19 protein-coding genes are annotated in these 19,940 nt (G+C 73.2%); 12 read left to right on the top strand and 7 right to left on the bottom strand.

All coding sequences use genetic code 11. From position 1 onward, the window contains the following. Positions 1 to 2: 2 nt before the first annotated feature. The 7 genes from ACX6XY_RS00115 to ACX6XY_RS00145 all read left to right on the top strand — a co-directional run bounded on the left by ACX6XY_RS00115 (position 3) and on the right by ACX6XY_RS00145 (position 6,757). Positions 3 to 989, top strand: a complete 987-nt coding sequence (locus ACX6XY_RS00115; protein ID WP_460324867.1) for a helix-turn-helix transcriptional regulator — start codon at positions 3 to 5, stop codon at positions 987 to 989. Positions 990 to 991: 2 nt separating this feature from the next. Continuing rightward, a complete protein-coding gene (locus ACX6XY_RS00120) occupies positions 992 to 1,255 on the top strand; it encodes a hypothetical protein (RefSeq protein WP_460324869.1) in 264 nt (87 codons plus the stop codon). A gap of 10 nt (positions 1,256 to 1,265) precedes the next feature. Further along, positions 1,266 to 1,463 carry a hypothetical protein gene (locus ACX6XY_RS00125; protein ID WP_460324872.1) on the top strand — a complete coding sequence of 66 codons (198 nt, stop codon included), beginning with the start codon at positions 1,266 to 1,268 and terminating at the stop codon, positions 1,461 to 1,463. A 200-nt stretch (positions 1,464 to 1,663) separates the two neighbouring features. After that, on the top strand, positions 1,664 to 1,945 hold the full coding sequence (tatA, locus tag ACX6XY_RS00130) for a Sec-independent protein translocase subunit TatA (protein ID WP_460324875.1): 282 nt from the start codon (positions 1,664 to 1,666) through the stop codon (positions 1,943 to 1,945). 73 nt (positions 1,946 to 2,018) lie between these two features. Continuing rightward, a complete protein-coding gene (gene tatC / locus ACX6XY_RS00135; RefSeq protein WP_460324878.1) occupies positions 2,019 to 2,954 on the top strand; it encodes a twin-arginine translocase subunit TatC in 936 nt (311 codons plus the stop codon). 22 nt (positions 2,955 to 2,976) lie between these two features. Beyond that, complete coding sequence (locus ACX6XY_RS00140) at positions 2,977 to 3,870, top strand: diacylglycerol kinase (protein WP_460324881.1); 894 nt, start codon at positions 2,977 to 2,979, stop codon at positions 3,868 to 3,870. 73 nt (positions 3,871 to 3,943) lie between these two features. Further along, complete coding sequence (locus tag ACX6XY_RS00145) at positions 3,944 to 6,757, top strand: DEAD/DEAH box helicase (RefSeq protein WP_460324885.1); 2,814 nt, start codon at positions 3,944 to 3,946, stop codon at positions 6,755 to 6,757. Positions 6,758 to 7,079: 322 nt separating this feature from the next. Here ACX6XY_RS00145 and ACX6XY_RS00150 read toward each other — a convergent pair whose 3' ends face one another. The 3 genes from ACX6XY_RS00150 to ACX6XY_RS00160 all read right to left on the bottom strand — a co-directional run bounded on the left by ACX6XY_RS00150 (position 7,080) and on the right by ACX6XY_RS00160 (position 10,089). Continuing rightward, complete coding sequence (locus ACX6XY_RS00150) at positions 7,080 to 8,030, bottom strand: pseudouridine synthase (RefSeq protein ID WP_460324888.1); 951 nt, start codon at positions 8,028 to 8,030, stop codon at positions 7,080 to 7,082. Between the two features lie 190 nt (positions 8,031 to 8,220). Beyond that, positions 8,221 to 9,102, bottom strand: a complete 882-nt coding sequence (locus ACX6XY_RS00155; RefSeq protein ID WP_460324891.1) for a siderophore-interacting protein — start codon at positions 9,100 to 9,102, stop codon at positions 8,221 to 8,223. 81 nt (positions 9,103 to 9,183) lie between these two features. Next, complete coding sequence (locus ACX6XY_RS00160) at positions 9,184 to 10,089, bottom strand: 5'-3' exonuclease (protein WP_460324894.1); 906 nt, start codon at positions 10,087 to 10,089, stop codon at positions 9,184 to 9,186. Between the two features lie 315 nt (positions 10,090 to 10,404). On the opposite strand from ACX6XY_RS00160, the gene ACX6XY_RS00165 reads away from it, so the two are divergent. Continuing rightward, positions 10,405 to 10,953: a helix-turn-helix domain-containing protein gene (locus ACX6XY_RS00165; protein ID WP_460324897.1), complete on the top strand. Its 549-nt coding sequence runs from the start codon at positions 10,405 to 10,407 to the stop codon at positions 10,951 to 10,953. A gap of 7 nt (positions 10,954 to 10,960) precedes the next feature. Continuing rightward, positions 10,961 to 11,707 (top strand): helical backbone metal receptor, encoded by a 747-nt coding sequence (locus ACX6XY_RS00170; RefSeq protein WP_460324900.1) that lies wholly within the window; start codon positions 10,961 to 10,963, stop codon positions 11,705 to 11,707. On the opposite strand, the gene ACX6XY_RS00175 is transcribed toward ACX6XY_RS00170, so the two are convergent. Next, positions 11,676 to 12,803: a TDT family transporter gene (locus ACX6XY_RS00175; protein WP_460324903.1), complete on the bottom strand. Its 1,128-nt coding sequence runs from the start codon at positions 12,801 to 12,803 to the stop codon at positions 11,676 to 11,678. The genes ACX6XY_RS00170 and ACX6XY_RS00175 overlap by 32 nt on opposite strands. A 70-nt stretch (positions 12,804 to 12,873) precedes the next feature. Between ACX6XY_RS00175 and ACX6XY_RS00180 the strand changes: the two genes are divergently transcribed. Continuing rightward, positions 12,874 to 13,866: a LysR family transcriptional regulator gene (locus ACX6XY_RS00180; protein WP_460324906.1), complete on the top strand. Its 993-nt coding sequence runs from the start codon at positions 12,874 to 12,876 to the stop codon at positions 13,864 to 13,866. A gap of 107 nt (positions 13,867 to 13,973) precedes the next feature. Here ACX6XY_RS00180 and ACX6XY_RS00185 read toward each other — a convergent pair whose 3' ends face one another. The 3 genes from ACX6XY_RS00185 to ACX6XY_RS00195 form a co-directional block, all read right to left on the bottom strand. Next, positions 13,974 to 14,669, bottom strand: a complete 696-nt coding sequence (locus ACX6XY_RS00185; RefSeq protein ID WP_460324909.1) for a gamma-glutamyl-gamma-aminobutyrate hydrolase family protein — start codon at positions 14,667 to 14,669, stop codon at positions 13,974 to 13,976. A gap of 28 nt (positions 14,670 to 14,697) precedes the next feature. After that, positions 14,698 to 16,164, bottom strand: a complete 1,467-nt coding sequence (eat, locus tag ACX6XY_RS00190; protein ID WP_460324912.1) for an ethanolamine permease — start codon at positions 16,162 to 16,164, stop codon at positions 14,698 to 14,700. Between the two features lie 158 nt (positions 16,165 to 16,322). Next, a complete protein-coding gene (locus tag ACX6XY_RS00195; protein ID WP_460324915.1) occupies positions 16,323 to 17,063 on the bottom strand; it encodes a FadR/GntR family transcriptional regulator in 741 nt (246 codons plus the stop codon). 76 nt (positions 17,064 to 17,139) lie between these two features. Here ACX6XY_RS00195 and ACX6XY_RS00200 point away from each other — a divergent pair, with 76 nt between their 5' ends. Together ACX6XY_RS00200 and ACX6XY_RS00205 are read left to right on the top strand one after the other, a co-directional pair. Next, a complete protein-coding gene (locus ACX6XY_RS00200; protein ID WP_460324918.1) occupies positions 17,140 to 18,504 on the top strand; it encodes a glutamine synthetase family protein in 1,365 nt (454 codons plus the stop codon). Between the two features lie 8 nt (positions 18,505 to 18,512). Next, a complete protein-coding gene (locus ACX6XY_RS00205) occupies positions 18,513 to 19,937 on the top strand; it encodes an aldehyde dehydrogenase family protein (RefSeq protein ID WP_460324921.1) in 1,425 nt (474 codons plus the stop codon). Positions 19,938 to 19,940 lie beyond the last annotated feature (3 nt).

Below are 19,940 nucleotides of genomic sequence, written 5' to 3' on the forward strand. Positions count from 1 at the left end.
AGATGGCCACGAACGCGATCGACCAGACGCGGCGGATGCTGTCGCTGGTGACGTATCTGCGGGAGCGCCCCGGCGCCCGGATCGGGGATGTCGCCCGAGCCTTCGGGGTGAGCGAGGACGAGCTGATCTCCGATCTCGATGTGCTGCCGCTGTGCGGGACCAGCTTCCGCGGCGGGGATCTGCTGGACATCGACACCGACGGCGAGCGGATCTGGTGGCACAACCCCGACGATGTCGCCGAGCCGCTGCGGCTGGCCGCCGACGAGGCGACGGCGCTGCTGGTGGCGGCCCGCGCGGTGGCCACGCTGCCCGGACTGCGGGAAGGCGACCGGCAGGCGCTGCTGCGGGCCACCGCGAAGCTGGAGGCGGCCGCCGGTGACACGGCCGGGGCCAGCGACCGGCTGTCGGTGACCTTCGAGTCCGAGGGCGGGGTGTTCGCCGAGGTGGACCGGGCCATCTCCGAGCGGCGCAGACTGTGGTTGCGCTACTACTCGCCGACGCGGGACGAGCTGACCGAGCGCGAGGTCGACCCGATCCGGCTGTTCGCGGTCGGGCACACCTATATGGAGGCCTGGTGCCGCCTGTCGGAGGCCCGGCGCACCTTCCGGCTCGACCGGGTCGCCGAGATCCGTATCCTCGACGCTCCGGCCGCCCCGCCCGAGCTGGAGCTGCGCGACCTGTCCGAGGGCCTGGTGCAGCCGTCCGCCGATGACCCCGAGGTGGTGGTCGAGGTGGGGCCCGGCGGGCGCTGGGTGGCCGAGTACTACCCGCACGACAGCGCGGACGAGCTGCCGGACGGCGGGCTGCGGATCACCCTGCGCACGCCCGATCCGAGTTCGCTGCGCCGACTGGCGCTGCGGCTGGGCCCGGACGGGCGGATCGTGTCGCCGGAGGGGCTCGCGGCCAGCGCGCGGCAGGCGGCACGGGAGGCGCTCGCCGCGTACGACGGAGGGGAAACCGCGTACGACGGACGGGAAGAGGGGGCGTGAACATGTCTGCCGTGTCCCAGGTGGCCGAGCTCGCCAGGTCGTCGGCGCCGGTGCTGTTCCGGGCCGCCTGCCCGGACTGCCGGGCCCGTTTCGAGCTGTCCGCCGGTGCGCTGCGGCTGGCGATCGGAGCGAGCCCGCGCACCACGTTCTACTCGTTCACCTGTCCGGAATGCGCCGCGCCGGTCCGGAAACCCGCTGGAGAACGGATCGTGGAACTGCTCACCGGCGGTGGAGTGCGGACGCTGCGTCTGCACTCCACGGTCTAGGCTGGCCCGCATGCTCTGGCCCATGATCGCGATAGCCCTGGGGTTCCTTGGCGCGGCCGTGCTCGGCGTGCTGGCCGTACGGGTGTTCCTGGAGGTCAGACGGCTGGGGAGGCAGGTCGACGCCACCGCGCGGCAGATCAACCGGGCGGCGCAGAACCTGGAGCAGGCCGCGTCCGACCTGGCCCGCACCGGCGAGACGCCGCGCTGACCGCAGCACTCCCCCGAGGGCGACCGCCCCTCCGAGGGCCGGGGGCGGGCGCCTGGGGCCGGGCCCGACAACGGGAGTATGTACGGGCATTGCCAGGCGTTTACCGCCGCACGTTACGATTGCTGACCAGTGCGAGCCTCGGGAGTGGTCCTCATGGTCGCATCCATTGTCCACAGGTCTCGGTGAGAAGGTAGGCACTCATGGGTCAGATCGGTATCTGGCAGCTCGTCATCATCCTGGGGATCGTTCTCCTGCTCTTCGGCGCCAAGCGGCTGCCGGACATGGCCCGTTCGCTCGGGAAGTCCGCGCGCATCCTCAAGAGCGAGGCCGCCGCGATGAAGACCGACTCGTCCGCCGCCGGTGCGGACGGCGGCAAGGCGGAGTCGTCGTCGGACGAGGCCCAGCCCAGGACCATCCAGGCCGCCCCCGGCGACGTCACCAGCGCGCGTCCGGTGGACGAGCCGAAGCGCGCGCAGGGCTGAGCCCACCTTATTTCCGCAGGCATCCGGGTGGCCGCCGCCGTAGGCGGGCCACCCCCTAAGACGAGGACGTGGGTTGCTCAAGTCCGCCCGCAAGGAGCCCAAGGACCCCGAGGGGCGGATGCCCCTGGTGGAACACCTGCGCGAGCTGCGTAACCGGCTGTTCAAATCGCTGATCGCCATCGTGCCGCTGGCGATCGTGGCGCTGTTCTTCGCCAAGGACATCGCCGGGTTCCTGAGCGAGCCGGTGCCCCGGTGCGTGAACGAGGCCGAGGCGGCGGCACGGGACGGGAAATGCGCCATTCTGTCGCAGACGGGCATCACCTCCCCGTTCGCCACGTATGTGAAGGTGGCCGTCGTGTCCGCGCTGGTCGCGGCGGCGCCGGTGTGGCTGTACCAGATGTGGGCCTTCGTCGCCCCCGGTCTGCACCGCAGCGAGAAGAAGTACGCCCTGTGGACCGTCGGGATCGGCACCCCGCTCTTCCTGCTCGGCGGGTACCTCGCGTACGTGATCCTGCCGCTGGCCGTTCCGGTGCTGCTCGAGTTCAGCGTCGACGGCGCGCAGAACTACATCAGCGTGGACGACATCATCGGCATGTCGGTGAAGCTGGTGATCGCCTTCGGCCTGGCCTTCCAGCTGCCCCTGGTGCTGTCCCTGCTCAACCTCGGCGGAGTGATCAGCGGCAGACGGATGCTCGGCTGGTGGCGCGGCATGGTGCTGGGCATCGCCGTGTTCTCGGCGATGGTCACGCCCACCGACCCGCTGTCGATGCTCGCGCTCGCGATCCCCATGGTCCTGCTGTACTTCGGCGCGGTGGGCTTCTCGCTGCTCAACGACCGCCGCAAGGGCCGCCGCGCGGACCCCGAGCTGAGCGACGACGAGGCATCGGACCTGGACCTGACGCCGGAGCCGGTCGGCGGGCCCGAGCCGCTGTCCGGCGGCCACACGGTGCCCGGACAGTCGAAGTCCGGCGGCGACCACCGGATGAACGGTTTCGACGACGTGACCTGAGGCGATCTTGTAGGGTCCGGCCGTGACCAGTGAGATCACCCTCTTCGTCAACCCCACCGCGGGACGCGGCCGGGGCGCCCGCGCGGCGCACCCGGCCGCTTCCGCGCTGCGCGCCGCGGGGTTCTCCGTACGCACCCTCGTCGGCGCCGACCCCGACGACGCGCTGCGCCGGGCCCGCGCCGCCGTGGCCGCCGGGACCGGCGCGCTCGTCACGGTGGGCGGCGACGGCATGGCGCACCTCGGACTGCAGGCGGTCGCGGGCACCCGGACCCCGCTGGGCGTGATCGCCGTCGGCACCGGCAACGACTTCGCCCGCGCCCTCGGCCTGCCGGTGCGCGATCCGGGGGCGGCGACACGGGTCGCCGCCGACGCGCTCAAGGGCGCCCGGATCCGGGACGTCGACCTGGGGCGGGTGGGCGAGCGGTGGTTCGGGACCGTACTCGCCTCCGGATTCGACTCCCGCGTGAACGACCGCGGCAACCGGATGCGCTGGCCCGCCGGACGCTTCCGCTACGACCTGGCGATGCTCGCCGAGCTCGCAGCCTTCCGGCCCGTCCCGTACCGCGTCCGGTTCGACGACGGGCCCGTACGGGAGATCGACGCCACACTGATAGCCGTCGGCAACGGAGCCTCGTACGGCGGCGGCATGCGGATCTGCGCGAACGCCGACCTGGCCGACGGGCTCTTCGACGTCACCGTCGTCGGGGACTGCGGCCGCGGCACGCTCCTGCGGGTCTTCCCGCAGGTGTACCGGGGCACCCACCTCGACCACCCCAAGGTCACCGTGCACCGGGTCGCCTCGATCACGCTGGAGGCGCCGGGGCTCACCGGGTACGCGGACGGGGAGTCGCTCGGCCCGCTGCCGCTGACCGCCCGCTGTGTGCCGGGCGCGGCGCGGGTGCTCGCGGCCTGCTGACCGGCCTGCTGAACGGCCTGCTGAACAAAGATCGCGCCCGCTGTCAGTGTCGGCGGGTAGGCTCAAGAACAAGATGACAGAGGACCTCTCACCGGCCGAGCGATACGCGGCAGCCCGTAGGCGGGCCGCCGAGCAGGCCACCGCGCTCGCGTCCTTCCGCGAGATGTACGAATTCGGTCTCGACCCCTTCCAGATAGAGGCCTGCCAGGCGCTGGAAGCGGGCAAGGGCGTGCTGGTGGCCGCCCCGACCGGCTCCGGCAAGACGATCGTCGGCGAGTTCGCCGTGCACCTCGCCCTCCAGCAGGGCAAGAAGTGCTTCTACACCACCCCCATCAAGGCGCTCTCCAACCAGAAGTACGCGGACCTGACCCGGCGGTACGGCGCCGACAAGGTCGGCCTGCTCACCGGGGACAACAGCGTCAACGCCGACGCCCCGGTGGTCGTGATGACCACCGAGGTGCTGCGGAACATGCTCTACGCGGGCTCCCAGACGCTGCTCGGCCTCGGGTACGTGGTCATGGACGAGGTGCACTACCTCTCGGACCGCTTCCGGGGCGCCGTCTGGGAGGAAGTGATCATTCACCTCCAGGAGTCGGTGACCCTGGTGTCCCTGTCGGCCACGGTGTCCAACGCCGAGGAGTTCGGCGACTGGCTGGACACCGTGCGCGGACACACCGAGGTGATCGTCTCCGAGCACCGGCCCGTCCCGCTCTTCCAGCATGTGCTGGCGGGCCGTCGGATGTACGACCTCTTCGAGGAGGACTCGGCGTCCGCCAAGCGCGCCGTCAACCCCGATCTGGAGCGGATGGCCCGCATGGAGGCCAGCCGCCAGACCTTCGGACGGGACCGCAGACGCGGCAAGAACCTGCGCGAGGCCGACCGCGAGCGCGAGCGGCGGCAGCGCTCCAGGATCTGGACTCCGGGCCGCCCCGAGGTGATCGAGCGGCTCGACTCCGAAGGGCTGCTGCCCGCGATCACCTTCATCTTCAGCCGGGCCGGATGCGAGGCCGCCGTACAGCAGTGCCTGTACGCGGGGCTGCGGCTGAACGACGAGGACGCACGCCAGCGCGTACGCGACCTGGTCGAAGAGCGCACGGCCGCCATTCCCCATGAGGACCTGCACGTCCTGGGCTACTACGAGTGGCTGGAGGGCCTGGAGCGCGGCATCGCCGCCCACCACGCGGGCATGCTGCCGACCTTCAAGGAGGTCGTCGAGGAACTGTTCGTCCAGGGCCTGGTCAAGGCGGTGTTCGCCACCGAGACCCTCGCCCTGGGCATCAACATGCCCGCGCGCAGCGTGGTGCTGGAGAAGCTCGTCAAGTGGAACGGCGAGCAGCACGCGGACATCACGCCCGGCGAGTACACCCAGCTGACCGGGCGCGCCGGGCGGCGCGGCATCGACGTCGAGGGGCACGCCGTCGTGCTCTGGCAGCGCGGCATGAACCCCGAGGCGCTGGCCGGGCTCGCCGGGACCCGGACCTACCCGCTGCGCTCCAGCTTCCGGCCCTCGTACAACATGGCCGTGAACCTGGTGCACCAGTTCGGGCGGCACCGTTCCCGCGAGCTCCTGGAGACCTCCTTCGCGCAGTTCCAGGCCGACCGGTCGGTGGTCGGGATCTCCCGGCAGGTACAGCGCAACGAAGAGGGCCTGGAGGGCTACCAGGCCGCCATGACCTGCCACCTCGGGGACTTCGAGGAGTACGCGCGGCTGCGCCGCGAACTGAAGGACCGCGAGACGGAGCTGGCCAAGGCGGGCGCGGTGCAGCGCAGGGCCGAGGCCGCCGCCGCGCTGGAGAAGCTCAAGCCGGGCGATGTGATCCATGTGCCGACCGGGAAGTACGCGGGTCTCGCGCTGGTCCTGGATCCGGGGCTGCCCGCCGGGCGGTCCAACGGCCACCGCGGCTTGGAGCACGCCGACGGTCCGCGCCCGATGGTGCTGACCGCCGGGCGGCAGGTGAAGCGGCTCGCGTCGATGGACTTCCCCGTGCCGGTGGAGCCGCTGGAGCGGATGCGCGTCCCGAAGTCGTTCAACCCGCGCTCGCCGCAGTCGCGGCGCGACCTGGCGTCCGCGCTGCGGACCAAGGCGGGACACCTGCGGCCCGAGAAGCACCGGCGCGGGCGCTCGGCCGCCGCCGACGACCGGCAGCTCGCCCAGCTGCGCGCGGAGCTGCGGGCGCACCCCTGCCACGGTTGCGACGAGCGCGAGGACCACGCGCGCTGGGCCGAGCGGTACCACCGGCTGCAGCGCGACACCAAGCACCTGGAGCGGCGCATCGAGGGGCGGACGAACACCATCGCCCGCACCTTCGACCGGATCGTCGCCCTGCTCACCGAACTCGACTACCTGCGGGGCGACGAGGTCACCGAGCACGGCAGGCGGCTCGCCCGGCTGTACGGCGAACTGGACCTGCTGGCCAGCGAATGCCTGCGGGACGGCGTGTGGGAGGGGCTGGGCCCCGCCGAACTGGCCGCCTGCGTCTCGGCGTTGGTCTACGAGGCCAGGGTCTCGGACGACGCGCTGGCGCCGAAGCTGCCCGCGGGCGGGGCGAAGACGGCGCTCGGCGAGATGGTGCGGATCTGGGGGCGTCTTGACGCCCTGGAAGACGAGTTCAAGATCAACCAGGCCGAGGGGGTCGGGCAGCGCGAGCCCGACCTCGGGTTCGCCTGGGCCGCGTATATGTGGGCCTCGGGCAAGGGGCTCGACGAGGTGCTGCGCGAGGCCGAGATGCCCGCGGGCGACTTCGTGCGCTGGTGCAAGCAGGTGATCGACGTGCTCGGGCAGATCGCCGCGGCCGCCCCCGCCGACGGCAGCACGGTCGCGAAGAGCGCCCGCAGAGCGGTGGACGCGCTGCGCCGGGGCGTGGTGGCGTACTCGTCGGTCGGCTGAGGCCGGGCGGGTGGCCGCCGCGGCGCGGGCGGCTGGGCCTGGGCAAGCTGGCCTCGGCCAGCGGACGGCGGTGGCGTCGTCGGTGGCCTCGGCCCGGTTGGCTCAGGCCGCACACGCCCTGCGGCGCGCGTGTGTGTGCCCGGCCGCCGGGCGGGGCCTGGTCCCCCCTCGTCCGGCGGGCGCACTCCCGCCGCACCGGGCACAGACCCGAGCACGTCCAGTACGAGGGCCGCGCCTGGCACGCCACCGCGACATCAGCCGCTGGCGCACCGGGCGCGGGCTGATCCGCAGAGATCCGCGGAGAGCGGAGAGACGGAGGGGCCTAGCCGGGCGGTCGGGATCGCCACTCGTCGGGGGCGGTCCAGGCCGTCAGCGTGCGGCGGCTGGTGAAGCGGTGGGCGCGGCCGGTGAGGGGGTCGGTGAACTCCAGCGCGCGGGCCAGCAGTTGCAGGGGGCGGCCGAAGTCGTCCGGGGCGGGCTCGGTGACTTCGGGATAGACGGGGTCGCCGAGGATCGGGACGCCGAGCGCGTTCATGTGCACCCGTAGCTGGTGGGTCCGGCCGGTGCGGGGCAGCAGCCGGTACCGGCCCAGGCCCGTGCGGTGTTCGAGCAGTTCGACGCGGCTCTCGGCGTTCGGCTCGCCCGGAATCTCGTACGCGTCGATCCGGCCCCGTACTTTCTCGATCCGGCTGCGGACCGAGACCGGCAGGGCGAGCGCGGGGGAGTGCGGGGCGATCGCCTCGTACTCCTTGCGCACTAGCCGGTCGCGGAACAGCGACTGGTACGCGCCGCGGTCGGCGGGCCGCACGGTGAACATCACCAGGCCCGCGGTGAGCCGGTCGAGGCGGTGCGCGGGGCTGAGCTCGGGCAGGCCGAGATCCCGGCGCAGCCAGGCGAGCGCGGTCTCGGTGACATGGCGGCCGCGCGGCGTGGTGGCCAGGAAGTGCGGCTTGTCGGCGACGACCAGCCGCGCGTCCTGGTACACCACGTCGATCGCGAACGGCACCGGCGCCTCGGCGGGCAGCTCGCGGTGGAACCAGACGTGCGCGCCCGCCTGGTACGGGGTGTCCGGAGTGACGGGCCCGTCCACCGTGACCACATCCCCGCCGCGCACCAGCGCGTCCACCGCCGCCGGGTCCACCGGCAGCCGGTCGGCGAGGTGGTCCCGTACGGTCGCCCAGGCGCCGTCGAGGGGCAGCCGCAGGCGGACCGGGTCGATGCCGTGCCGCTGGGGCAGCGGCGAGGGCGGGATGCGGGGCTTACGTCGGGGCACCCCGCCAGCGTACGAGGCGCACGGCGGCACCGGCTCAGCAGGCCGCCCGGCCCCGTCGGCGTACTCCCCGCCGCCCGCCCGGAAGGCGACGACAGGGCCTATGCCCTGTCTCCCCTGATCTCCCCGGACCCGCTACGCCATGCACGCGTCCCCGCCCTCCGGGCGGACGGCGGGAAGGCGGTGACAGGGCCTAGGCCGCCGCGCTGGCGGGCTCCTGTTCCGCCTCCACCTGTGCGTTCCAGTCGCGCTTGGAGGCCTGCCAGCCGTCCTCGTTATGGCCGAGCCGCCAGTAGCCGGAGATCGACAGCCGCTCGCGCGGCACGGCGCGCTCGACGCGCAGATATCTGCGGAGTTCCTTCACGGCCCCGGCCTCGCCGTGGACGAAGGCCTGCACGTCGCCCGCGGGGAAGCGCAGGTTCCGCACGGCTTCCGTCAGGGCCGCGCCCACCGGGCGGTCGCCGCGGTGCAGCCAGCTGATCCGGACGCCATCGGGGGTGCTGACCGGCTGCTCGTCGGCGGGGCCCGCGACCTCCACGAAGGCGTGCGCCGTGGCGCCCGCGGGAAGCCGCTCAAGCGAGGCGGCGATGGCGGGCAGCGCGCTCTCGTCACCGGCCAGCAGATGCCAGTCGGCGTCGGCGCTCGGGGCGTAGCCGCCGCCGGGGCCCAGCAGGTGCAGTACGTCGCCGGGCCGCGCCCGCGCGGCCCACGGTCCGGCGAGGCCCGCGTCGCCGTGCACGACGAAGTCCAGGGTCAGCTCCCGCCGCACGGGGTCCCAGGCGCGGACCGTGTAGGTGCGCTGGGCGGGCCACTGCTCGCGCGGCAGGTCGGCGCGGATCCGCTGGATGTCGAAGGGCTCGGGGTAGGCCACCCCGTCCGCCGGGAACAGCAGCTTGACGTAGTGGTCGGTGCAGTCGCCCGTGGCGAAGTCGGCCAGGCCGTCGCCGCCGAGCACCACGCGCCGCATGCTCGGAGTGAGCTGCTCGCCGCGTATCACCTCCGCGCGGTGGGTCTTCGGTGCTGCGGTGCGCGCTGCGCTGCGTGCTGCCGGACGCGCTGCCGGACGTGCTGTCACGGATGCCTCCCCTGGCCGACGGTCGCCGATCGACGACTGACTTAGGTAAACCTAAGCTAACATCTCGGCTTAAGGGGTGCCTTAGGCGCGCAGCGCGTTGAGCAGACGGGTCAGGGCTCCGCCCAGGCCCCAGCGCGCGGCGAGCGCGTCCAGCGCGGCCGGGTGCCGCGCCTCGCGGGGCAGCGCGACGTCGAGGTCCGGCACCGGGACGTCGGTGGCCACCCGGACCACCTTCGGCGCCACGGCGACATACGCCCGCGACTCGTCCAGGCGTCTGCGCTGCGCCGGGGTGAGCTTCGACTTGGGGTCGTCGACCGCGGCCATGATCCCGGCCAGGTCCCCGTACTGCGCGAGCAGCTTCGCGGCCGTCTTGTCGCCGATGCCGGGGACGCCCGGCAGTCCGTCGCTCGGGTCGCCGCGCAGCAGGGCCAGATCCACATAGCCGCGGCCGTCCACGGCGTACTTCTCGCGGAGCACCGCCTCGTCGGTGAGCTGGAGCGTGCCGACCCCCTTGAGCGGGTACAGCACGCGGACGCCGCGCGCGTCGTCCACCAGCTGATAGAGGTCGCGGTCGCCGGTGACGATGTCGACCGGGCCCGTGGCGCGCGCGGTCAGCGTGCCGATCACGTCGTCCGCCTCGTAGCCCGCGGCGCCGATCCGGGCGATCCCGAGTGCGTCGAGCACCTCCTCGATGACGGGCACCTGAGGCGAGAGGGTGTCCGGGGTCTCCTCGGTGTCCGGCCCATCGGCGGACTCTTCGGCGACCCGGTGGGCCTTGTAGGACGGGATCAGCTTGACCCGCCAGTGCGGCCGCCAGTCCGCGTCCATGCACGCCACCAGGTCGTCCGGGCGGTGGTCCTGCACCAGGCGGGCGATGAAGTCGAGCAGTCCGCGCACGGCGTTGACCGGGGTGCCGTCCGGGGCCCGTACGGAGTCGGGGACCCCGAAGTACGCCCGGTAGTAGAGCGATGCCGTGTCCAGGAGCATGAGCCGTCGAGTCGGCTGGGCGGCCCCTCGACTTGGCTGGGTCGTCGCTTGTGTCGTGGATCGCGTCTTGTGGTGTGTCACATCAGGCATCTTGCCGCACGGCACTGACAGCGGGGCGCTACCTTCGCCTGTGTACGGACACCCGTGCACCGGCCCCGTGCACCGGCCCCGCGCACCGCACCCGCGTACCGGGCGCTTCACGCGGGAGAGCGGTTGGCGGGGCGGGGACGCCGCGCCTTGCGTAAGGTGCCTAGCGCAGGGGTTTCACAGACCGGGACCGATACGGCGAACGCACGGACAGAGGGGGGCCGGAGCATGGGCGACAAGGAATCCGTCCGGGTCGGTGTGGCCATCCGCCGCAGGCGCAGGTCGCTGAGCCTGACGCTCGCCACGGTCGCCCGGCGCAGCGGCCTCTCGGTGCCGTTCCTGAGCCAGGTCGAGAACGAACGCGCCCGGCCCAGCCGCACATCCCTGGAGCGGGTCGCGGACGCGCTCGGCACGACCGCCGCCGAACTGCTGTGCGCCGCCGAGGCGGAGCGCACGGTCGAGGTGGTACGCGCGGCCGCGGAGCCGCTCGGCGCGTCGCGCACCCGGCAGCTGGTGCGCGGTCAGCATCAGCTGCACGCCGTGGAGTTCGTCGGCGAGCACGACGCGGGCCGCGAGTTCCAGCACCGTAACGACGAAATGCTGTACGTGGCCGAGGGCGCCGTCGAAGTGGAGGCCGAGGGCAGGGCCTACCGGCTCGCCCGCGGCGACACGCTGTTCCTGTCCGGCGGTGTACGGCACCGCTGGCGGTCGGCCGTGCCCGACACGCGCGTGCTGCTGGTGGCGGTGGCCGAGCACATCAAGGCCGAGCCGGAGTAGCGGCCGGATGCGCGTGGTGTCCCTGGTGCCCTCGCTGACCGAGGCGGTCGCCGTCAGCGCGCCCGGACTGCTGGTCGGGGCCACGGACTGGTGCAGCCACCCGGCGGATCTCGACGAGCGGGGCGTCGTACGGGTCCGGGGCACCAAGAATCCCGACGTGCCCCGGATCATCGCGCTCGCCCCCGACCTGGTGATCGCCAACGAGGAGGAGAACCGCGAGCCGGACCTGGCCGCCCTGCGCGCCGCCGGGCTCGACGTCATGGTCACCGAGGTCCGCACGCTGCCCGACGCGTTCCGCGAGCTGGACCGGGTTCTCGTACGGGGCTGCCGTCTGCCCCGTCCCGGCTGGCTGGCCGACGCCGAGCGGGCCTGGCGCGCGCCGCCGCCGCTGCGGCCGGCCGACCGGGCGAGCGGGAGGCCGCGGGCCGTCGTACCGGTCTGGCGGCGGCCCTGGATGGTGCTCGGCAGGGACACCTTCGCCGGTGACCTGCTGGCCCGCCTCGGCGTCGACAACCTCTACGCGGATCATCCGGAGCGCTATCCGCGCGTCCCCGCGGCCGAGTTGCGCGCGGCCGGACCCGATCTGGTCGTGCTGCCCGACGAGCCGTACCGCTTCACGCCCGACGACGGGCCCGAGGCCTTCCCCGGCGTGCCCGCCGCCCTCGTCGACGGCCGGATGCTGACCTGGTACGGGCCCTCGCTGGCGGCCGCACCCGCCCGGCTCAGCGCGGCGCTGCGGGCAGCGCACCGCTGAACAGCCCGCGCAGCGTGTGGAATCCGGCCACCGCCCAGGCCGCCGCCAGGAAGCCGAACAGCGCAGCCGCCAGCCAGCCGTAGGCGTCCAGGCCGGTGTGCCGCGCCAGCCCCGCCGCGCCCGTCACGCAGGTGCCCACCGGGAAGGTGAAGGCCCACCAGGTCATCGCGAACCGCATCCCGCGCCGCCACGCGCGCACCGCCAGCGCGCCCGCCAGCGCCAGCCACAGCAGCGCGAACCCCAGCACCGGCACCCCGTACACGACCGCGAAGGCCCCGAAGGCGGAGGCGTACGCCGGGGCGACCGCGCCCGGCGCCACATCGGCCAGCGCGTTGACCGCGGTCGTCGACTGCCCCAGGGGGCCCAGGACCAGGAACAGGCTCGGCGTGAGGGCGAGCGGCAGCGGCCCGTACCGCACCAGGCGGCCGAACACCAGCGGCAGCATGACCAGCGTGGCCAGCAGACTCAGGCCGAACAGCGCGTAACCGCCCAGCAGCATGGCCTCGCGCCACTGTCCGGCGGGCAGGTGGGGCAGCAGCAGGGGGCCCTGCGCGGCGGACACCATGGGGGCGACGACGGGCAGCAGCCACACAGGGGTCGCGGTACCGGCGTCGATCGTGTGCCGGGTCACCATCAGATACGGGATCGCGGCGGCGGCCAGCAGCCCGGTCAGGGTGCCGGCGGTGAACAGCACGGCGTCCGCGGCGAGCGCGGCCCGCGCGCCGATCAGGTCCCGGCCGACGCTGAGCGTGCCGCCGCCGACCGCGAGCAGCGCCATCGCCAGGCAGCCGTAGAACGGGGCGACGGCGGGGTCCAGGAGGTGGGCGCGGGCCTGGTCGCGATGGTGCAGCCAGTGTCCCGCGCGGGCGGTGAGCAAGGCGGCCAGCGCCAGCGCGGACAGCGCCCAGACCGCGACGGCCGCCGCGCGCGGTATCGGCGTCGGCAGGGCGCTGCCCGCCGTGGCGACGATCGCGGTGCCCATGACCGCGGCGTACCAGTTGGGGCCCAGGTGCCGCAGCCGTGCGGAGTAGCGGGGGACGGGCGCGACCGCGGGTGCGGGCGTGGTCAGGGGGTGTGGGTGCGCGGACGTGGCCATGGCTCAAGGGTCCGCGGCGTACCCGCCCCTCACCAGGGGGCTTCTCTCTATCAGGGCATAAGCTGGGGTTATGAGTACGAGTGAGGCGGGTGCGGCGAACGCGGCGGGCGCGGCGGGTGCAGCAGCGAGCGCTGCGGGTGCGGGCGACGTGGCCGCGGGGCTGCCCCACCGGGTGCCCGAGCTGGGCGCGTTGCAGCTGCTGCTCGCCGTCGCGCGGCTGGGCAGCCTGGGGCGGGCGGCACGGGAGCTGGGGATCAGCCAGCCCGCGGCGAGCAGCCGGGTGCGGGCGATGGAGCGGCAGCTGGGGGTCGCCCTGGTGGACCGGTCGCCCCGCGGATCGCGGCTGACCGACACCGGGGTGCTGGTCACCGACTGGGCGCGGCGGATCGTGGAGGCGGCTGAGGCCTTCGACGTCGGGGCGCAGGCGCTGCGGGACCGCCGGGACTCCCGGCTGCGGGTCGCCGCGAGCATGACGATCGCCGAGTATCTGCTGCCGGGGTGGCTGATCGCGCTGCGCCGCGAACGGCCGGACACCGCGGTGTCGTTGCTGGCCGGGAACTCCGTGGCGGTCGCCGAGCAGGTGCTCGCCGGTGAGGCGGACCTCGGGTTCGTGGAGGGGCTCGATGTGCCCGGCGGGCTCAGCGGGGCCGTGATCGCGCGGGACAGCCTGGTCGTCGTGGTGGCTCCGGGGCACGCGTGGGCCAAGCGGCGGGCGCCGCTCGGCCCGGCCGAGCTCACGGCGACGCCGCTGATCCTGCGGGAGCGGGGCTCGGGCACGAGGCAGGTCCTGGACGCGGCGCTCGCGGAGGACGGGGGCCTGGTCAGGCCGCTGCTCGAACTGTCCTCCACCACGGCGGTGAAGGCGGCGGTGGTGAGCGGGGCGGGGCCGTCCGTGCTGAGCGAGCTGGCGGTGGGGGACGAGGTGGCGGCGGGGCGGCTGGTGCAGGTGCCGGTTCGGGGGGTGGGGTTGCGGCGCGATCTGCGGGCCGTGTGGACGACGGGCCACCGGCCCACGGGCCCGGCCCGCGACCTGCTGTCGCTGACGCGGCGGGGGGTCGGCTGACCGGCGTCGGTGGCGCGGTCAGGACTTGATCCCCCACCCCGCCCCTTCCCGAAAGTCCTGCGGACGGCGAAAAGGATGTCCTCAATCGCCGGACGGGCTGAGATCTTTCAGCCCGCCCGGCGAGCTTCCGACGCCTGGACCAGCGCCCGCATCACCCGTACGTCCTCGCCCATCTCCGGGTGCCACTGGACGCCCAGGACCCAGCCGTCGCCGGGGAGTTCCACGGCCTCCACCGTGCCGTCGGCGGCGTACGCGGACGGCACCAGGCCCCGGCCGAGCCGGTCCACCGCCTGGTGGTGGTATGTCGGCACGGACGTCTCCGCGGGCACGACGGACGCGTACCGCGTCCCCGGCACCGGTTTCACCGCGTGCGCGCCGAACACGCCGACCCCCGCCGTGTGCCCGGCCAGATGCTGCGCCAGCGTCCCGCCGAGCGCCACGTTCAGCAGCTGCATCCCCCGGCAGATGCCGAGCAGCGGCGTCCCCGACGCCAGCGCGGCCTCGATCAGGGCCAGTTCCCAGGCGTCGCGCTCGCGGGCGGGCGGTCCGGTACGCGGGTCGGGCTCGGCCCCGTACCGTACGGGCTCGACGTCGGGTCCGCCCGCGATGACCAGCCCGTCCAGGCGCGCCACCACCTGGGCGGCCTGGTCCGGGTCGTCGGGCGGCAGCATCGCGGCGAGTCCGCCGGCCGCCTGGACGAGCCGGGAGTAACCGGCGGGCAGCAGCGTGGCGGGCAGGTCCCACACTCCCCACCTGGCCGACGCCTCCAGGTAGGTACTGATGCCGATGAGCGGCTTGGACACGGCTCGGTCTCCTCCGGTCGTCACGGGGTCAGTCACGTTCGAGCTCGGCCTCGGCCTCGGCCAGCGCCGCGAACTCCTCCTCGGGCGCCGTAGCGACCAGCCGATGCCGACTGTAGAAGGCGAAATAGGCGAGGGCGATCGCGTAGACGCCGAGCGCGATGAACGCCGCCGTCTGGTCTACCAGGAAGGTCGCCACCAGCGCGGACAGCGCGAGCGCGAAGGCGACCGACGAGGTGGCGACGCCGCCCGGCGTCCGGTACGGCCGGTGCAGTCCGGGCTCGCGGCGGCGCAGCACGATATGCGACAGCGCCATCATCGCGTACGAGATCGTCGCGCCGAACACCGCCATGTTGAGCATCCGCCCGCCGTCGCCGGTCCCCGCGGCGAGCCCGAAACCGATCGCGCCGGGGATGACCAGGCCCAGGTACGGGGCCTTGCGGCCGCTCGTCAGGGACAGGAACCGGGGCAGATAGCCCGCGCGGGAGAGCGCGAACAGCTGCCGCGACCCGGCGTAGATCAGGGAGAAGAAGGAGGCGACGAGACCGGCGAGCCCCGCGTAGTTGACGAAGCGGGACAGCGCCGTCGGCTCGCCGTCGCCCTGGAGCGCGACGACCAGCGGGTTGCCCGCCTCCTTGATCGAGTCCGCGCCGTGCGCCCCGGTCGCCGCGAAGAAGGTGACCAGCGCGAGCAGGACGAGGACGCCCATGGCGATCGACAGTGCCCTCGGCATCGAGCGCACCGGGTCCTTGGCCTCCTCGGCGGCCAGCGGCACCCCCTCGACGCCCAGGAAGAACCACATGCCGAACGGGAACGCCGCCCAGATGCCCAGCAACCCCATGGGAAGCCAGGAGTTGGCGCCGAAGGCCTCGGCGTCGACCGGGATGTCGTTCAGGCCGTCCGCGCTGAACTCGGTGAGCGCCCCGACCGCGAAGATCAGCAGCGCGGCCACCGCGACGGCGGTCACCACCAGGCTGAACCGCAGCGCCTCGCCCACGCCCCACAGGTGGATGCCGATGAAGACGGCGAAGCAGCCGAGGTAGACCGGCCAGCTGGAGGTCAGCCCGAAGAGGTTGAGCGACTCGATGTAGTCGCCGATGAAGATGGAGATCGCGGCGGGCGCGAGGATGTACTCGATGAGGATCGCGGTGCCGGTGAGGAAGCCGCCCCAGGTGCCGAGCGCGCGCCGGGCGAAGCCGTAGCCGCCGCCCGCGGTGGGCAGGATCGCGGAGAGCTCGGCGAGGGCGAAGACCAGGCAGGCGTACATCGCGCCCATCAGGAGCATGGCGACGGCGAGCCCGCCGAACCCGCCCTCCGACAGGCCGATGTTCCAGCCGGAGAAGTCGCCGGAGACCACATAGGCGACGCCGAGGCCGGTGAGCAGCAGCCAGCCCGCGCTGCCCCGGCGCAGGGTGCGCCGCTGGAGATAGCGGTCCTCGTCGAAGCCGCCCTGGGCGGTGGCGGCTGGTGGGGTACGCGATTCGGTGCCCTCGGCCATGGAGCGCTCCTGTCTCGGGGCAAAGGTGTGGGGCCACACCTTTGCGGGCGCGTCGGCGGCAGCGCAAGACCTGTGCGTTAAACGACTGTTACGGATGCGGCCTGGAGGCGGCCGTGGGCCCGGTGGCGGCCGTGGGCCCGACGGCGGCCGCGTGGGCGTCAGGTCAGGAACCCCCGCAGCAGCGCGGCCGTGCCCGCGCAGTGCTCGCGCATCACCTCGCGCGCGCCGTCCGCGTCGCCGTCGAGCACCGCCTCGACGAGCGCGGTGTGCTGCTGCTGCGAGTGCTCCAGGTTCCGCACCAGGATCGGGATGCCGTCCAGCAGGTCGTTCACCCGCGCCCGTACGGCGGCGTACTGGGCCGTCAGCGTGGCCGACCCGGACAGCTCGGCGAGCGTGAGATGCAGCAGCGTGTCGAGCCTGCGGTACTCGGTCAACGGGGCGTCGTGGGTCGCGGCGAGCGCCGCGCGCAGCCGGTCGGCCCGCTCCCCGTCCAGCCCGTCCGCCGCGCAGAGCCCGGCCGCGCCGACCTCCAGGACCTCGCGGAAGCGCAGCACGTCCTCGACGTCCACCGCCGCGACCCGCCGCCGCAGCTCGCCGTCGCCCGGCGGCTGCGGCCTCTCGCGTACGAACGTGCCGCCGTACCGGCCGCGTCGGCTCTCCACCAGCCCCTGGTCCTGGAGCACCTTCAGCACCTCGCGCAGCGTGACCCGGCTGATCCGCAGCCGGTCCGCCAGTTCCCGCTCGGCGGGCAGCCGCTCGCCGTGGGGGACGAGCCCGAGGCGCAGGACCTGGAGGATCTGCTCCAGCGCCTCCTCGAAGCCGTTGCCCGCACGCACGGGGCGCAGCACCGGTGTCAGCCGGTCCTCCGCCGGCCGGTCGTCGTCACCGGTTCGTGGCATGTCGCGGTTCCCCCTTCCCAATCAATGGTCACCACCCATACCTTAAGACTCCCGAAGCCCGAAGGAGGAGAATCCCGTGGCTGACCGCACACCCCCGCTCGGGATCGAGGAACTGCGCGCCCTCGTCGCCAGCGGTGAGATCGACACTGTCGTCCTGGCCTTCCCCGATATGCAAGGGCGGTTGCAGGGCAAGCGGTTCGCCGCGCCGTTCTTCCTCGACGAGGTCCTGGAGCACGGCACCGAGGGCTGCAACTACCTGCTCGCCGTCGACGCCGAGATGAACACCGTCGACGGCTACGAGATGTCCTCCTGGGACCGTGGCTACGGCGACTTCGCCATGCGCCCCGACCCGGACACTCTGCGCCGCGTCCCCTGGAACGAGGGCACCGCGATGCTCATCGCCGACCTCGCCTGGGGCGACGGCTCCCCGGTCGTCGCCGCACCCCGGCAGATCCTCCGCCGCCAGCTGGAACGCCTCGCCGAACACGGCTTCACCGCGTGGGTCGGCACCGAGCTGGAGTTCATCGTCTTCAAGGACACCTACGAGCAGGCCTGGGACCGCGACTACCGCGGCCTGACCCCGGCCAACCAGTACAACATCGACTATTCCGTGCTCGGCACCGGCCGGATCGAGCCGCTGCTGCGCCGGATCCGCAACGAGATGGCCGCCGCGGGCCTGACCGTCGAGTCCGCCAAGGGCGAGTGCAACCCCGGCCAGCACGAGATCGCCTTCAAGTACGACGAGGCGCTGGTCACCTGCGACCAGCACGCCGTCTACAAGACCGGCGCCAAGGAGATCGCGGCCCAGGAAGGCGTCTCGCTCACCTTCATGGCCAAGTACGACGAGCGCGAGGGCAACTCCTGCCATATCCATCTCTCGCTCGCCGACGCCAGCGGCGTCAACGTCATGGCGGGCGACGGACCCGGCGGCATGTCCCCCGTCATGCGGCACTTCCTCGCCGGGCAGCTCGCCGCGCTGCGCGACTTCTCCCTCCTCTACGCCCCCCACATCAACTCCTACAAGCGCTTCCAGCCGGGCTCCTTCGCCCCGACCGCCGTCGCCTGGGGCCACGACAACCGCACCTGTGCGCTGCGCGTCGTCGGCCACGGCCGCTCCCTGCGCTTCGAGAACCGGCTGCCCGGCGGCGACGTCAACCCGCACCTGGCCGTCGCCGGACTGGTCGCGGCGGGCCTGTACGGGATCGAGCAGCGGCTCGAACTCCCCGAGCCCTGCGACGGCAACGCCTACACCGCCGAGTACGAGCATGTCCCCACCACCCTGCGCGAGGCCGCCGAACTCTGGGAGAACAGCCCCGTCGCCAAGGCCGCCTTCGGCGCCGACGTGGTCGCGCACTACCGCAACATGGCGCGGGTCGAACTGGACGCCTTCGACGCCGCGGTGACCGACTGGGAGCTTCGCCGCTCCTTTGAACGCATGTGAGGCCCGACGTGTCCGATCCGCAGCACCAGCACCAGCAGCCCCACCCGTCCGAGCAGCCCCACCCGTCCGAGCAGCACGAGCACCAGGTGCTCAACCCCGCGACCGAGGAGGTCATCGCGACCGTCCCGGCGACCACCCCCGCCGAGGCCGACGCCGCCGTCGCACGGGCCGCCGCCGCGCAGCTGAAGTGGGCGGCCCTGCCCCCCGCCGACCGGGCCCGGCTACTGCGCCGCTTCGCCGCGGCCGTAGACGACCACATCGAGGAACTCGCCCGCCTCGAAGTCCGGGAGGCGGGCCACACCCTGGGCAACGCCCGCTGGGAGGCGGGCAACGTCCGCGACCTCCTGGACTACGCGGCCGGGGGAGTGGAACGCCTCAACGGCCGCCAGATCCCGGTGCCCGGCGGCCTGAACGTCACCTTCCTCGAACCCCTCGGCGTCGTCGGCGTCATCGCGCCCTGGAACTTCCCCATGCCGATCGCCGCCTGGGGGACCGCCCCCGCCCTCGCCGCGGGCAACGCCGTACTCCTCAAACCCGCCGAGACCACCCCGCTCACCGCGCTGCGCCTGGCCGAACTCGCCCTCACCGCGGGCCTTCCCGAACACCTCTTCCAGGTGCTGCCCGGCGCGGGCGACACCGCCGGAAACGCCCTGGTCGAACACCCCGGCGTCGCCAAGATCGTGTTCACCGGATCGACCGGTGTCGGCAAGCGGATCATGGCCAAGTGCGCCGACCGGGTGAAGCGAGTCACCCTCGAACTCGGCGGCAAGAGCCCGAACATCGTCTTCGCCGACGCCGACCTCGACGCCGCGGCGGCCGCCACTCCCATGTCGTTCCTGGACAACGCCGGACAGGACTGCTGCGCCCGCACCCGCATCCTCGTCCAGCGCCCGGTCTACGACCGCTTCCTGGAACTCCTCGCCCCCGCGGTCGAGTCGGTGGCCGTCGGCGACCCGGCGGACGACAAGACCCAGATGGGCCCGCTGATCTCCAGGGCCCAGCTGGAGCGGGTACGGTCCTACATCCCCGGCGACGCCGAGGCGATCACCGGCAGCGCGCCCGAAGGCCCCGGCTTCTGGTTCCCGCCCACCGTGCTGACCGCCGTCGAACCCCACGCGCGCGTCGCCGTCGACGAGGTCTTCGGACCGGTCGCCGTGGTGCTGCCCTTCGACGACGAGGCCGACGCCGTACGGCTCGCCAACGCCACCGAGTACGGCCTCTCCGGCTCCCTGTGGACCCGCGACTCGGGCCGGGCGATCCGCGTCGCGCGCGCCGTCGCGGCCGGGAACCTGTCCGTCAACTCCCACAGCAGCGTCCGGTACTGGACCCCGTTCGGCGGTTACCGCCAGTCCGGTCTCGGCCGTGAACTGGGCCCGGACGCCCTGACCGCCTTCACCGAAACCAAGAACGTCTTCATCAGCACGGAGGCCTGAGGA

Source organism: Streptomyces sp. O3, from assembly GCF_054788135.1.

Excerpts from the sequence above, each read along its gene's own strand:
- ACX6XY_RS00165 (WP_460324897.1), top strand. The coding sequence starts at position 10,405 with ATGGGCGACAAGGAATCCGTCCGGGTCGGTGTGGCCATCCGCCGCAGG.
- tatA (WP_460324875.1), top strand. The coding sequence starts at position 1,664 with ATGGGTCAGATCGGTATCTGGCAGCTCGTCATCATCCTGGGGATCGTT.
- ACX6XY_RS00175 (WP_460324903.1), bottom strand. The coding sequence starts at position 12,803 with ATGGCCACGTCCGCGCACCCACACCCCCTGACCACGCCCGCACCCGCG.
- ACX6XY_RS00195 (WP_460324915.1), bottom strand. The coding sequence starts at position 17,063 with ATGCCACGAACCGGTGACGACGACCGGCCGGCGGAGGACCGGCTGACA.
- ACX6XY_RS00120 (WP_460324869.1), top strand. The coding sequence starts at position 992 with ATGTCTGCCGTGTCCCAGGTGGCCGAGCTCGCCAGGTCGTCGGCGCCG.
- ACX6XY_RS00180 (WP_460324906.1), top strand. The coding sequence starts at position 12,874 with ATGAGTACGAGTGAGGCGGGTGCGGCGAACGCGGCGGGCGCGGCGGGT.
- ACX6XY_RS00115 (WP_460324867.1), top strand. The coding sequence starts at position 3 with ATGGCCACGAACGCGATCGACCAGACGCGGCGGATGCTGTCGCTGGTG.
- ACX6XY_RS00170 (WP_460324900.1), top strand. The coding sequence starts at position 10,961 with ATGCGCGTGGTGTCCCTGGTGCCCTCGCTGACCGAGGCGGTCGCCGTC.
- eat (WP_460324912.1), bottom strand. The coding sequence starts at position 16,164 with ATGGCCGAGGGCACCGAATCGCGTACCCCACCAGCCGCCACCGCCCAG.
- ACX6XY_RS00160 (WP_460324894.1), bottom strand. The coding sequence starts at position 10,089 with ATGCTCCTGGACACGGCATCGCTCTACTACCGGGCGTACTTCGGGGTC.
- ACX6XY_RS00145 (WP_460324885.1), top strand. The coding sequence starts at position 3,944 with ATGACAGAGGACCTCTCACCGGCCGAGCGATACGCGGCAGCCCGTAGG.
- ACX6XY_RS00125 (WP_460324872.1), top strand. The coding sequence starts at position 1,266 with ATGCTCTGGCCCATGATCGCGATAGCCCTGGGGTTCCTTGGCGCGGCC.